10 protein-coding genes and 1 pseudogene are annotated in these 12,865 nt (G+C 66.0%); 3 read left to right on the top strand and 8 right to left on the bottom strand.

Features of this window, described 5'->3' with window-relative positions; translation table 11 throughout:
* The first annotated feature begins 19 nt into the window (after positions 1 to 19).
* Both AWJ14_RS19245 and AWJ14_RS19240 read left to right on the top strand, forming a co-directional pair.
* On the top strand, positions 20 to 778 hold the full coding sequence (locus AWJ14_RS19245) for an SDR family NAD(P)-dependent oxidoreductase (protein WP_066183213.1): 759 nt from the start codon (positions 20 to 22) through the stop codon (positions 776 to 778).
* Between the two features lie 85 nt (positions 779 to 863).
* A complete protein-coding gene (locus AWJ14_RS19240) occupies positions 864 to 1,601 on the top strand; it encodes an IclR family transcriptional regulator (RefSeq protein ID WP_066183210.1) in 738 nt (245 codons plus the stop codon).
* 38 nt (positions 1,602 to 1,639) lie between these two features.
* Here the strand turns inward: AWJ14_RS19240 and AWJ14_RS19235 are convergent, their stop codons facing one another.
* The 8 genes and pseudogenes from AWJ14_RS19235 to lsrF all read right to left on the bottom strand — a co-directional run bounded on the left by AWJ14_RS19235 (position 1,640) and on the right by lsrF (position 11,630).
* Positions 1,640 to 3,373 carry a glycerol-3-phosphate dehydrogenase/oxidase gene (locus tag AWJ14_RS19235; RefSeq protein WP_066183208.1) on the bottom strand — a complete coding sequence of 578 codons (1,734 nt, stop codon included), beginning with the start codon at positions 3,371 to 3,373 and terminating at the stop codon, positions 1,640 to 1,642.
* Entirely contained in the window at positions 3,360 to 4,871 is a 1,512-nt protein-coding gene (locus AWJ14_RS19230; RefSeq protein ID WP_066183205.1) for an FGGY-family carbohydrate kinase, read from the bottom strand. Before AWJ14_RS19230 ends, AWJ14_RS19235 begins: the two co-directional genes overlap by 14 nt.
* A gap of 1 nt (position 4,872) precedes the next feature.
* Positions 4,873 to 5,847 (bottom strand): ABC transporter permease, encoded by a 975-nt coding sequence (locus AWJ14_RS19225; RefSeq protein ID WP_066183202.1) that lies wholly within the window; start codon positions 5,845 to 5,847, stop codon positions 4,873 to 4,875.
* Complete coding sequence (locus AWJ14_RS19220; protein ID WP_066183199.1) at positions 5,844 to 7,382, bottom strand: sugar ABC transporter ATP-binding protein; 1,539 nt, start codon at positions 7,380 to 7,382, stop codon at positions 5,844 to 5,846. Before AWJ14_RS19220 ends, AWJ14_RS19225 begins: the two co-directional genes overlap by 4 nt.
* 57 nt (positions 7,383 to 7,439) lie before the next feature.
* Positions 7,440 to 7,982: a substrate-binding domain-containing protein gene (locus tag AWJ14_RS23030; RefSeq protein ID WP_066183197.1), complete on the bottom strand. Its 543-nt coding sequence runs from the start codon at positions 7,980 to 7,982 to the stop codon at positions 7,440 to 7,442.
* A gap of 118 nt (positions 7,983 to 8,100) precedes the next feature.
* Positions 8,101 to 8,601: pseudogene (locus AWJ14_RS23145) on the bottom strand (sugar ABC transporter substrate-binding protein); the annotation flags it as partial.
* Positions 8,602 to 8,720: 119 nt separating this feature from the next.
* Positions 8,721 to 10,673, bottom strand: a complete 1,953-nt coding sequence (locus AWJ14_RS19205; RefSeq protein ID WP_066183188.1) for an SDR family oxidoreductase — start codon at positions 10,671 to 10,673, stop codon at positions 8,721 to 8,723.
* A 69-nt stretch (positions 10,674 to 10,742) separates the two neighbouring features.
* Entirely contained in the window at positions 10,743 to 11,630 is an 888-nt protein-coding gene (gene lsrF / locus AWJ14_RS19200) for a 3-hydroxy-5-phosphonooxypentane-2,4-dione thiolase (protein ID WP_066183185.1), read from the bottom strand.
* Positions 11,631 to 12,035: 405 nt separating this feature from the next.
* On the opposite strand from lsrF, the gene AWJ14_RS19195 reads away from it, so the two are divergent.
* Complete coding sequence (locus AWJ14_RS19195; RefSeq protein WP_066183182.1) at positions 12,036 to 12,839, top strand: DeoR/GlpR family DNA-binding transcription regulator; 804 nt, start codon at positions 12,036 to 12,038, stop codon at positions 12,837 to 12,839.
* Positions 12,840 to 12,865 lie beyond the last annotated feature (26 nt).

The following is a 12,865-nucleotide window of genomic DNA, read 5'->3' as shown; positions in this document are numbered from 1 at the left end:
AATGAAAGGAAGAAGTGTCATGATGTTGAAGGGTTTAACCGCGGTCCTGACCGGTGCTGCGCATCCGGAAGGAATCGGATTCGCGACAGCGACAAAATTCGTTCAGGAGGGCGCCCGCGTTGCCATTGTCGACCTGGATGCAGCCGCCTGCGCACAGGCCGCCGAAATCCTGTGCGCGCAAAACGGGCCTGGAGTGGCCATCGCCGCGTCGGCGGATGTACGGGATCGCGAGGCGCTCGAAGCGGTGGCCGGCACGGTGCGGGAGAGCTTCGGCCGTCTCGATGTCATCCTCAACAATGCCGGCATCGCCCAGGCGCGCAAGCTCTCCGAAATCACCCGGGACGACTGGCAACGCACGCTCGACGTCAATCTCTATGGCATGCTCAACACAGTCCAGGTGCTGGCGCCCGGCATGGAACGGGGCGGCTCGATCATCTGCATCGCCTCGATTGCAGCCCAACGCGGGGGCGGGCTCCTGGGTGGTCCTCATTATGCCGCGTCCAAGGGCGGTGTTCTGGCGCTGGTGAAAAGCATGGCGCGTGAATTGGGCCCGGCCGGCATCCGCGTCAACGCGGTCAATCCCGGCGTGATCATCACCAGCATGAACAAGAGCGCCTTTGACGAACCGACCCGGCAAGCCATGCTCAAGGCCACGCCACTGGCCCGGTTCGGCTCCCCGGTCGACGTGGCCGGTGCCTGTGCCTTCCTGGCCTCGGACCTGTCCGCCTATGTGACCGGCGCGGCGATCGACGTGAACGGGGGCATGCACATGCATTGAGGCGTCTCGTCACGGCCCGCTTGACGCCGGGGGGCGGCTTCGCCAGAAGCTAGGCTGGGCGCGACAGGAATCCGGAGAAACAGGTTTGGACACCGTAACGCGGCTGGTCTCGATATTTGACGTGTTGGAGGCCGCCGAGGGACCGATCAAGATAGACGAGATCGCTGCGGCGCTGGAGTGTTCGGTGCCGACGGCCTATCGCTATCTGCGCGCGCTGACCAGCGCCGGCCTCGCCGCCCAGACCGTCGATGGAGGCTACGGCCTCGGCCCCCGGATCATCCAGCTCGACCGCGCCATGCGCCGGAGCGATCCCTTCCTGATTCGCTCCGGCGAGGTGATGGCCGAACTCCTGCCCAAGGTGGATGGCAATCTGATGGTCTGCGCCTATTACGCGGGCAGCGTCATCTGCATCGACCAGGCCTGGCCGGACCGCACCATCATGACCAGCTATGACCGGGGACGGGCGATGCCGCTGCTCAAGGGCGCGGCGGGCAAGGCGATCCTCGCCTATCAGCCGCACCACCGGCTGCGCAGCCTGATGGTCAACCAGGCCGATGAGATCCGCTCGGCCAGGCTCGGCAGGAACTGGTCGGAATTCCAGGCCAACCTCAAGGCCATCCGCAAGGCCGGCTATTCGCTGAGCATCGGCGAGATCGACCCGCAGAACGGCGGTATCGCCGCGCCGATCTTCGATGAGAACGGAAAGGTGCGCGGCTGCCTGGTGCTGGTCAACGCCGCCGATCACTTCCGCAAGCCCGGCCTCTCCGAACTGGCCGACACGATCATCGACGGGGCCAGGCGGATTTCGCTCTCGAGGCAGTGAGCCTTGCGCCGCTGCCGCGCCACCGGTCCCTGCGCTGTCTAAACGAAGCGTGGTTTACGGTTTTCGGAGGCGGAAACGTCGATCCGGTGCAGGCGGCGGAACCGGTCGGCCAGCCGCTCGACTTCCTCTGTCTGCCGCGCGCCGTCCCAGCCGGAGCAGGCGCCGATCGCCTCCACCAGTTCCACCAGGGCCTCGCGGCCGAGCGGGCGCTCCAGAAACACCGAGCTTCGGCCGAACAGGAAGTCCTCGGCATGAAGCACCAGTTCGGTCTTGCAGATGAAGGCGATCTCCTCGCGCGAAAACTCGGGCAGGGCGACGAGGAATGTCTCTCCCTCCGCAACCGCCTTCGCCACCGCTTTCGCGCGGGTGCCGTAACGGGCGACAAGCTGCTGCGCCCGCGCCCGTGCCAGCCCGGTTTCCCCGGTGATCGCCGACAGCAGGGCCTCGGTGGGGGCGGCGGCCTGGGACAGGCCTTCGCCGCCGCCGATCGCGATATCCGCGGTTGATTGGGTCCGGCGACGGCCCAGGCGGTCGAGGATCGTGTCGGTCGCTTCTGCCGAGAACGCGCGGAAGGTGGTCCATTTGCCTCCCACCAGCGACAGGATCGGGAAGCTGCGGTCGCCCTGCGGGGCAAGCTCGGGCATGGAGTGGTCGCGGCTGACAGCCCCCGGATCGGCGGCATCGCTGGCCGGCAGGGGGCGCACGCCGGAATAGCTGAAGAAAATGCTGGAGCGGTCGACCGGGACCTTCGGGAAAAGCCGGCGGAACGCGTCGAGCAGATAGTCCACCTCGTCGTCGTCGCAGATCACGCCGTCCGGATCGTTGACCGGAATGTCGGTGGAGCCGAGCAGCACATGTCCCATGAAATTGGACAGGATGCAGATCCGTCCGCCCTCGGCTTCAAAATAGATCATCCTGCCCTGCAGCGTCTGCGCCAGGGCGGGCAGGTCGAGCATCAGGTGGCTGCCCTTGGTGCCGCCGATCATCCTGCGGCCGGCGCCCGAGGCCCCGTTCACGCGGTCGATCCAGGCGCCGGCGGCATTGACCATCACGTCGCATGTGAGGGTGAAGATCTCGCCGGTTTCGGCGTCTTGCAATTCCACCAGATTGCCGCGTACGGCAGTGAAGCGCAGATGGTTGAGCGCGAGACTGCCGGAATTGGCGGCCATGCCGTCGAGCGCGAGTTCGACCACAAGCCGCTCGGGCGAGGTGATCCACGCGTCATAATAGGAGGCGGCGATCTTCAGACTCGGGTCCAGGTCCGGGATTTCGCGCAGGATATCCTGGCGGGCGATCATGCGATGGCGCGGCATGACCCGGTGGAGCGCGCCGTAGAGATCGTAGAGCCACAGGCCGATCTTGATGACCAGCGCGCCGCGCTCCTTCATCCTGGCCGGCAGGCGCAGCATCCTGAGAAAGGCTGGCAAGATACCCCCGATCCACGAATGGATCGGAATGATCATCTCGAGCGGACTGACGTAATGGGCGGCGTTGCGCAAGAGCCTGTTGCGCTCCTGTGCCGATTCCCGCACCAGGCGGAATTCGCCGGTTTCGAGGTATTTCAGCCCCCCGTGGATCATGCGGGAGGGCGCGCGGCTGGCGCCGGCGCAGAAATCGTCCTTCTCGACGAGAAGGCAATCCACCCCCTGCAGGCTGAGGTCGCGGAACGTGCCCACCCCGTTGATGCCGCCGCCCACGATGAGGACGGGCACATGCCTGGTGTTGCGCAGGATCCCGAGCCGGCTTTCGCGCGTCGCTTCACCCCTGTTCATCGGCCTGCGCCTTTCCGTTCCGGTTCATGAAGAGGTCCACCGCATCGCGATAGCGCTCATATCCCGCGCGCAGGCCGGTGACGGCCTTGCCGGGCCGGTAGGTGCGCAAGTCCGGGTTGGTGCGCCGTCGCGCCTCCTCCCAGTCCGTGTAGACGCCGGCGGCGATCCCGGCGGCAATGGCGGCGCCGAGCGCGCCGGCTTCGGGCATTTCCGGAACTTCCACGACCCGGTCGAGGACGTCGGCGAAGAGCTGGCCGAAGAACGGATTGCGGCTGCTGCCGCCGGTCAAGCGGACGCGGTCGATCCGGCCATCGGGGTCGAGCAGGTCGACATGATGCCGGTGGTTGAAGACGATGCCTTCGGCCACGGCCCGCAGCATGTGCCCGCGGCCGTGCCAGCCGCGCAATCCCAGGAAACAGGCGGGAACGTCCTGCGCGTGCGGCGAGCCGTAGAGATAGGGCAGATAGACGATCTCGGAGGGATCATCGGCCACGGCGTCAAGTTCCGCCTGGAGCTGCGCGAACGGATCGCCGTCCTGCAGCGCATCCCTGGCGGCGGTGCGCAGGAACCAGTCGAGATTGGCGCTGGAGGCCGGCGAGACCGACATGTTCATCCACTGGCCGGGGCGCAATCCGTTGCGCGCGTTCCAGCCGAGCGAAACTTCCGGCGCATCGACCAGCATCTCGTTGATCGAGTAGGTGCCGGCGACAATGGCGATCGCGCCCGCGGCGATGACGCCGGAACCGACCGCGCAGGCGGTGACGTCATGCAGCCCGGCGGCAACGGGCGTGCCGGCGGCAAGCCCGGTGGCGCGGGCGGCTTCGTCGCTCACATGCCCGGCGATCTCGTCGGGCATCAGCACCTCAGGCAACGCGCCGGCGATCGCGGACAGTCCGAACAGCTCCAGCGCCTGGCTGCTGTAGCGCTGGGTGCGGATGTCGGTGAAGGCGACGCTCGCCTCGGTGAAATCGGTCGCGATCCGTCCGGTCAGGCAATAGCGCAGCCAGTCCTTGCACGACAGGATGGCGGCGATGCGGCCGAAGCGCTCGGGATCGTGCTCGCGCAGATGGGCAAGCAGCGGTGCGGGCGAGGAGGCAAAGGGGCGTTGTCCCGTCAGGGGCAGCGCCTGCGCCGAAAGCCCTGTCTGGTCCCAGTGCTGCAGCACCGGCTGGGCCCGGCTGTCGAGCGAGGTGGCGGCGAGGCCGAGCGGCGCCCCGGCGCGGTCGACGAGGTAGAGCCCGTCGCCATGCCCGGTCACCGAAACGGCGGCCGGTGCCACCGTGTGTCCGACCTTGCTGCCGGCGGCGTCCAGGGCCTCGCGGATGGCGGCGGCAGAGGCCTGCCAGTGGTCCGCCATGTCGCGCTCGACATGGCGCGGCCTGGCCTCGATCTGGCCGATCTTGCGGGTGGCGGTGGCGACGACCGAACCGTCGTCGCGGAAGACCACGGCCTTGGTGACGGTCAGTCCGCTGTCGAGGCCGAGAAGATAGACCGGCATGTCACGACTCCAGCCGGGCGTGGCGCAGTCTTTCCTGCAGGCTCGCCAGATAGATCGCGACAAGAAGCACCGCGCCGAACACCACCTGCCGGATCGACGGCGGCACGCCGTGCAGGTTCATCAGGTTCTCGATGATCGAGATCACCAGCACCGCGGCAAACACGCCGCCGACATTGCCCTTGCCACCGGTGAGCGCGGTGCCGCCGAGAATGGTGCCGGCAAACACCATCATGATGTCGCCCTGGCCCATGTCGGCGACGACGGATTCCATCCGTCCGACCTCGAGCAACCCGCCGAGCGCGGCGAGGAAGCCGGCAATGACGAAGCAGATGATCTTGGTGCGCTCGATGTTCACCCCGGCGACGAAGGCGGCGTGTTCGTTGTTGCCGAGCGCGAGGATGTCCTTGCCCAGGCGGTGACGGTCGATGAGAAGCCAGGCCAGCAGCAGGATCGCGCCCCAGACCAGGACCGCCACCGGCAGAACCCCGAACAGCTTGGAGGAACCGAGATAGACATAGCCTTCCGGCAGGTAATAGACGCCTTCGGGGATCAGGTAGACGACGATGCCCCGCATCAGCAGCATGGTGCCGAGACTGACGAGGAACGAACTGACCTGGAGCTTGACGGAAAAGACGCCGTTGACCAGCCCGAACAGCGCGCCGAAGGCCAATGTGCCGAAAACCGCCAGGACCGGGTAGCTTTCGAGCGAAAGCCCCTGGAAGAAGAACACCACGGCCAGCGCAGGCGCGAGCGCGAAGGTGGATTCGAGCGACAGGTCGACATTGGCCGTCAGCAGCACGAAGAACAGGCCCAGCACCATGCAGCCGAGCGGCGCGGCCGCCCACATCACGTTGAGAATGTTGCGGGTCGACAAAAAGCCCGGAACGGTCAGTCCGGCCAGGCACAACAGCGCAAGCAGGGCCCAGATCAGGTGCTTTTCCAGAACGAGGAAAACGAATTTGTTCACTGAAGTCATACCGGCACCTCCACGCCCTGTATCGATTTGTAGATCGTCTCGACGTCGAAGCCCGGCATGCCGCGCTTCAATTCACGGACGACTTCTCCCTGATAGAAAATCAGGATCCTGTCGCAGATTTCGACGAGCTCTTCCTCGCTCTCGGAAATCATGATGACGCCGGCCTCGCGCGCCAGATCCTCGCGCACCAGCTTGAGAATGTGCGGCTTTGCGGAAATGTCCACGCCCCGCGTCGGTTCGTTGAGCAGCACCAGGCTCGGCGCCGTCAGTGACAGCCGGCCGAGCAGGACTTTTTGCTTGTTGCCGCCCGAGAGGCCGTCGATCGGCACATCGAGACCCGGGGTCTTGACCTCGAGGCGGGTGACGATGGATTGCGCGACCTGCCTGCATTCCGCGCGGCGCACGAAGCCGAGTCGGTTCGTCAGCGCCGGCAGTCCGGCAATGATCGCGTTCTCCAGCACGGAGCGGTTCTGGATCACCGCCTGTTCCTCGCGGTGCTTGGGGAGGAAGGAAATGCCGGCGGCCTGCGCGGCCTTGGGGCTTTTGAGGTCAACCTCGGTGCCATCCATCGAAATCCTGCCGCCGTGGTTCGGCGCCAGCCCGTAGAGCGCCTCGATGGCGTCGTCCTTGCCCGACCCTTCCAGCCCGGCGAAGCCGAGCACCTCGCCGCGGCGAAGCTCCAGGTCGAGACGGCGGAGGCTCCTGCCCGCCGTGAGCCCTGAGACCGTCAGCACCGGCGGCGCGGCAAGTTCGGGCTGCGCCGCATAGTTGATTTCGGCCGGGGCGACATCGCCGACGATCCAGTCGGCGAGTTCCCTGGCGTTGGTTTGTGCCGTGTCGAGCGTGGCGACGCGCTTGCCGTCGCGCATGACAGACACCCGGTCGGTGAAGCCCATCACCTCGCTGACATGGTGCGAGATCAGAACGAAGGAGAGCTCGGGCCTGTCGTCGATCAGGCGGCGCAACAGGCCGAGCAGGCTTTCCTTGCGTTCGTTGGTCAGCGACGCGGTGATCTCGTCGAGCAGAATGGTGCACGCCTTCTCGATGAAGACGGCTCGCCCGAAGGCCAGCAATTGCTGGGTTTCCAGCGGCAGGTCGCCCATGCGGGCTTCCGGGCGCGCGCGCAGGCCCAGTTGCGCGATCACGAAGGCCGATTCCCGGCGCGCCACCGACGGCGACAGGAAGTTGAACCGCCCGCCGGGGTGGCGTCCCATGAAAAGATTGTCGGCGACCGAAAGGTCGGCAGCGAAGGCCGGCTCTTGGGTCACCAGGGCGATGCCGAGCTTCTTGGCGCGCGAGGGCCCGGACTGCGTCGGGGTGAGCGCGCCGGACCCGGTCACGATCCGGCCCTGGCTCGGTGCGAGCAAGCCGGCCACGAGGGAAACCAGAACCGATTTACCGGCGCCGTTCTTGCCGATCAGGCCATGTATCTCGCCCTTGCGGACACCCAGGTCGACGGCGTCGACCGCCAGGACGCCCGGAAACCGGCGCGTCACGCCTTGCACGGCAAAGCTCAGCGAAGGATCCAGAGTCATTTGAATTCCCGTTCGAGAAAGGGCTGCGAGCGCCTGCGCGCCCGCAGCCCGGGGATGTTACTTGCCGAAGTCGGGCATGCTGCCGGTCTGTTCGACCGACATCTCGTTGGCCCAGTTGCGCGGGTCATCGTAGCCGGCATCGCCGGGCACGCTGTAGGCCTGCGTCTGGTACCATGCGCCCTCGATCGCCTCCGGGGTCAGCACCTTGACAGGCGCCCACAGCGGATCCTCGTCCGAACGCAGCACATTGCCTTCGGCCGGCAGGTCGTTGCCGGCCATCAGCGCGTAGAGGACGCGCATGGAGACGACGCCTTCGCCGGTCGCGGGCTGAACCGAGATATGGTCGATCTCGCCGCGCGCCATCGACTGGAATTCCGGCACGGTGCCGTCGATCGTGGCGACCGGAATGTGCTTGGGATCGTCGATCGGGGCGAGCAGGTCCTGCGCCTTGAAGGCGGGAACGGCGCCGCCGATCCCCATCGTGCCGTCGATGCTGGCGACGCCCAGGATCCGGTCGGCGCCCTCGCGCGAAATCACGTCGTCGACGAACTTGCGGGCCTTGCCGCCGTCGCACCCGGCTTCCTGCTCCACGATCTTCACGTTGGGCGCGGCCCCTCCTGATCGCTTCCGCCATCTTCCCGATCTTCACGTTGGGATGGTCCTTGGCGATCGGATCGAGCACCGAGCGATAGCCGGTGTGGCGGGCGATGTCGAACGACGCGGTGATGATGCAGCGCAGCTCGATGAAGACGCCGCCTTCGTCCTTCCAGCCCTCGCCGCGCAGCGCGTCGAGACGGTTGACAAGGGCTTCGCCGCCAAGGCGGCCGGCGGTTTCGTTGTCGAAGGCCACGAAGGTCTGCTTCACGCCGGGAACCCAGGCGTTGGTGGTGACCACCGGGACATTGGCTTCCTGCAGCTGCTTGACGATGCTGCGCATGGCCTCGCCGCGCCAGGGGGTCAGCAGCACGCCGTCGACGCCGCTGTCGAATTGCGCCTGCAGCGCCTTCAACTGTTCGCTGGCGTCATTGGCGCCGAAGACGTTGAAGGTGATGGTATCGCCGTTCTCGGCCTGGATGCGCTTCGCCTCCTGCTCCTGGCCGAGCGCCACTCCGTTGAAATAGATGTCGTTCGGGTCCCACCGGATGACGGCGACCTTGTAGTCCTTGGCAGAGACCGATCCTGCGGTCAGCCACAGCGCGGCGAGAGCCGTGCATCCCATAAGTAAGCTTCGCATCATATCCTCCTTCTAGAGCTTGCTCGACGACAGGACCATCCTGCCGACATTCTTTGATGGCCGGCGTCAAGCCGCCATCTGCTTCCGCCCGCGGCCCTTCGGGGTCAAATGACCCGGTCGTTGCCGCCATCCACCGGAATCTGCGCTCCCGTGGTGCGGGAGAATGTCTCGTCTGCCAGCGCCGCCACGGCGCGCGCCACATCCCGCGACGCGACCTCGGTCTGCATCAGGTTGCGCGCCTTGTACTGCTCGATCGTCAGCCCGTAGCGCCGTGCCGAGGTCGCCAAAGCTTCCGGCGTCCACAGGTCGGTGTCGAAGACGCCGTCGGGATGGATCGCATTGACCCGGATTCCCTCGGGCGCCAGTTCCAGGGCTGCCACCCGCATCAGCTGCGTCAGCCCGGCCTTGGAGACGGAATAGGCGGCCGCGCCGGCGCCCGGCGCCATGACATTGCGCGATCCGATGAAGACGACGCTCGGATCGACACCGTGGCGGAGGAACGGGATCGCCTGCTTGAGCAGCTTGCGATGCGAGGTCAGGTTCACCGCCAGGGAGGCCTCCCAGGCCGCGTCCTCGAGCACTTCGATGGTGGCGCCCGCGCGGAAGATCCCCACATTCGAGACGAGAATGTCGAGCCCGCCGAAATCGGCGACCGCCTGGTGCAGGGCCGCGGTGACCTTCGCCTCGTCCGTGAGGTCGACCGTGACCCCGCGGAAATCCGGGCGGTTCATGAAGTCCTCGACGGCGGGATTGATGTCGAGCCCGACCACGATTGCGCCGCGCTCCCGCAAGGCTTCCGCCGTGGCGCGGCCGATGCCGGCGGCACATCCGCCGATCACCGCGATCTTTCCCGCCAGCGGCGGAGGCGTGCCCTGGGCCTTCAGCTTGGCCTGTTCCAGTTCCCAGTATTCGAGCGCCCGCAGGTCGCTTTCTTCAAGGCCCTGCCAGCCGCCGAGATGTGCGGCGCGGCGCAAGGCCCGAAGATTGGCCGCGGCGACATCGGCCGACACCGTGGCGCGCGCCAGGCCAGGGCCGAAGCTGCGCACTGCGCCGTCGGGCAGGATCGCCCAGTGCGGGTGCGGCGGCAGCGGCGTCAGACGATCGTCGCCGCGCGCGACATAGGCGTTGTACTCCGCCGCAAAGGTTTCGAGCGCGCGTTCGAGGTCGTCGCCGACGACGAGCGGGAAGGGCTTGTTGTGAATGACATGTTCCGGCGTCAGCGTGCCGTGGCGCGACAGCGTGGCGATGCCCTCGATCTCCCCGACCGGCAGCGCGGAGGCGGGCCGCGAGATCATGGCGCGTCCGGCCATCCGGCTGACATGGCCGCGCAGGCGGGCCACCGCGACCGGATCGGTCCCCGGGGCTGCCGCCGCGGGCAGCGGCGGGACATGCGCCGACAGCCAGTCTTCCGCCGTGGCGCAGATTGCCAGCATGCGGTCATAGCTTTCGCGCGCGCTCTCGCCCCAGGTGAAAACCCCGTGATGCTCGAGGATGATCGCCTCGGCATCGGCAAAGCCGGGCGAGAGGATCGCCTCCCGCATCTGCCGCGCCAGGTCGAAACCCGGCTTGACATAGGGCAGGATCATCACGCGGAGGCCGTAGATCTCGCGCAGCAGGGCAGTGCCGTTGACGCTGTTGGAGATCGTCAGCACGCCGTCGGCGTGGGAATGGTCGACATAGGTGGCGGGCACCAGGGCATGGACGATGGCCTCGATGGAGGCGGCCGCGGCCTGCGGGTCGAGGCGCGCGCGCTTGACCTCCGCCACCATGTCGCCGTCCGACAGGGTCTCGAGCTCGGCCAGCGCCAGCAGCGCGGGCAGTTCGAGGGCGGTAAAGCCCTCGACGCCCATGGTCCCCAGATCGAAGCCGCTGGCCTTGACCCAGATGACCTGTCTGGAGACGCCGAAGCGGTCCGTGGCAGTCCCCTTGTAGGACGTGTTGCCGCCACCGTGCAGGACGAGCGCCGGATCGCGCCCGATCAGGCGCGATGAATAGGCGCGCAGGTCCAGGCCTGTCTCCGCCTTGGCGGCCTCGGCCTCGTTCCAGAGGTTCTTCATGCGATGTCCTTGATATCAGGTTTCCGGAGCCAGCAAGGGGGGAGGCCCGGCGCGGGGGCGCCGGTGCCATCAGGCGGAAGTGTCGCTCCGCAGATCCTGGAACAGCGCAAAGCCTTCTTCGCCGGTCTTGCCTTCGTGCACGACCGCCGCAAGCGCGGCCAGCATCGCCACCGGATCGGTCGACTGGAAGACGTTGCGACCCATGTCGACGCCCGCGGCACCCTGGTCGATGGCGCGGTAGGCCATTTCCAGCGCCTCGCGCTCCGGCAGTTTCTTGCCGCCGGCGATGACGATCGGCACCGGGCAGCCGAGCGTGATGCGCTCAAACCCTTCGTCGACATAATAGGACTTGACGAATTGCGCGCCGATTTCGGCGGCGATGCGGGTGGCCAGTCCGAAATAGCGGGCATCGCGCGCCATCGACTTGCCGACGCCGGTGACCGCCATGGTGGGGATACCGTAGCGGGTGCCGGTGTCGATCAGCTTGACCACATTGGCGATGGATTTGTGTTCGTATTCCGCGCCGATATAGACCTGCGCGGCCATCGCGGAGGCGCCCAGGCGAATGGCATCGTCGATTTCGACGCTGACGAGTTCGTTGGAGAGTTCGGTCAGGATCGAGTTGCCGGCCGAGCAGCGCAGCACCACGGGCTTGCCCGCCTCCGGCGGGATCGAACTGCGCAGGCCGCCGCGCGTGCACATCAGCACATCCGCGTGGGCGGCCAGCGGCGCGATCGTCAGGTCGAGCCGTTCCAGTCCGGTGGTGGGCCCCTGGAAATAGCCATGGTCGAAGGCGAGCATGACGGTGCGGCCCGTGTCGGGGCGGAAAATCTGCGAAAGCCGCGCCTTCATGCCCCAGTCATGATGCGCATTGCCTTTCAGAAAGAAGCGCGACGTGTCCGCCGGCTGCTCCCGGCCCCAGTCCTTGCCGTCCTTGATGTCGTCCAGATCTGCCATGTCACCCTCACTCTCGCCGCGCAGTCGCGGCCATCTTGCCGATCCGCGCCTCCCTGCCGGACCGAACGACATCGTGCGGATGCCGGGGGGCGCATGGTCCCGTCTCTCGACGGGGTCCGGTTGATCTCGGAGCCTGTCCGAACCGGAAGGCCAAACGCTAGCAGCGCACGTTACAGATATCAATATATTTGTTTTATATACCGAAATATATGTTGCATTGCGACATTTGTGACCGCAGGTGCAAAGTGGCACGAACGATGTGTTGCGCCTGAAAATGCTCCGAAAAATCACTAAACATTTGAAATTTATGAATATTTATCAGGGGTGGTGAAGCTGGCAGAAATGATTAGACAGCGATCAGAAATTGTCCGATACAGGAAAATGTTAAATTGGATGGGAGAAGCAATGCGCGATCATAACAATTTGGATGCTGACGCCGATGCCGCGCCCTCCAAGGCGGAGCGACGGCGCACGAAAATCATCCAGGTCCTGATGGGCGGATCCTCGACGCAGATCCGCGATCTGGCCGAAATGCTCGATGTCAGCCTGATGACCGTTCATCGCGACCTTTCCGTGCTGGAGCGGGAGGGGCTGGTGCGCCGGTTGCGCGGCTCGGTGTCGGCAGAGAAGTCGCTGCTGTTCGAAAGCAGCTACAACTACCGCGGACGCAAGAACGTGGAGGACAAGAGGCGGCTGGCGCGCGCGGCCCTGGCCCATCTCGAGCCCGGCAACGCCGTCCTGATCGACGACAGCACCACCACCTATCACCTGAGCGACTACCTGCATGAGGTGGCCCCCCTGACGGTGGTGACCAATGCCGCGCCCATCCTCGAACGGCTGCGGCATACGCCGGAAATCGATCTGGTCTCGACCGGTGGTCGCTACCATCCCGGCTATCACGGCTATTTCGGCGCCAATTGCGAAAAGGCGATCCGCTCCTACCATGTCGATGTGGCGATCCTGTCGACCACAACGATCCAGGGTCTCTCGCTTTATACGCCCGATGAAATCGTTGTCCGGGCCAAGCAGACGATGATGCAGGTCGCGCGCAGGCGCATCCTGCTTGCCGACGCCACCAAGTTCCAGTTCAGCGCCCTGAACTATGTGGCCGAGATCACCGATTTCGATCTCGTCATCCTGACCGGCGAGATACCGGCCGATGCGCTCGCGCTGTTTCGCGCATCCAACGTCAATGTCGAGATCGTCTAGGACGCGGATTTGCGAATCCGCATCCT

It is taken from the genome of Parahoeflea olei (assembly GCF_001703635.1).
Lineage (GTDB): Bacteria > Pseudomonadota > Alphaproteobacteria > Rhizobiales > Rhizobiaceae > Hoeflea > Hoeflea olei.
Note: the sequence above shows the minus strand (reverse complement) of the source record. Positions and strands in the feature narration are given on the sequence as shown.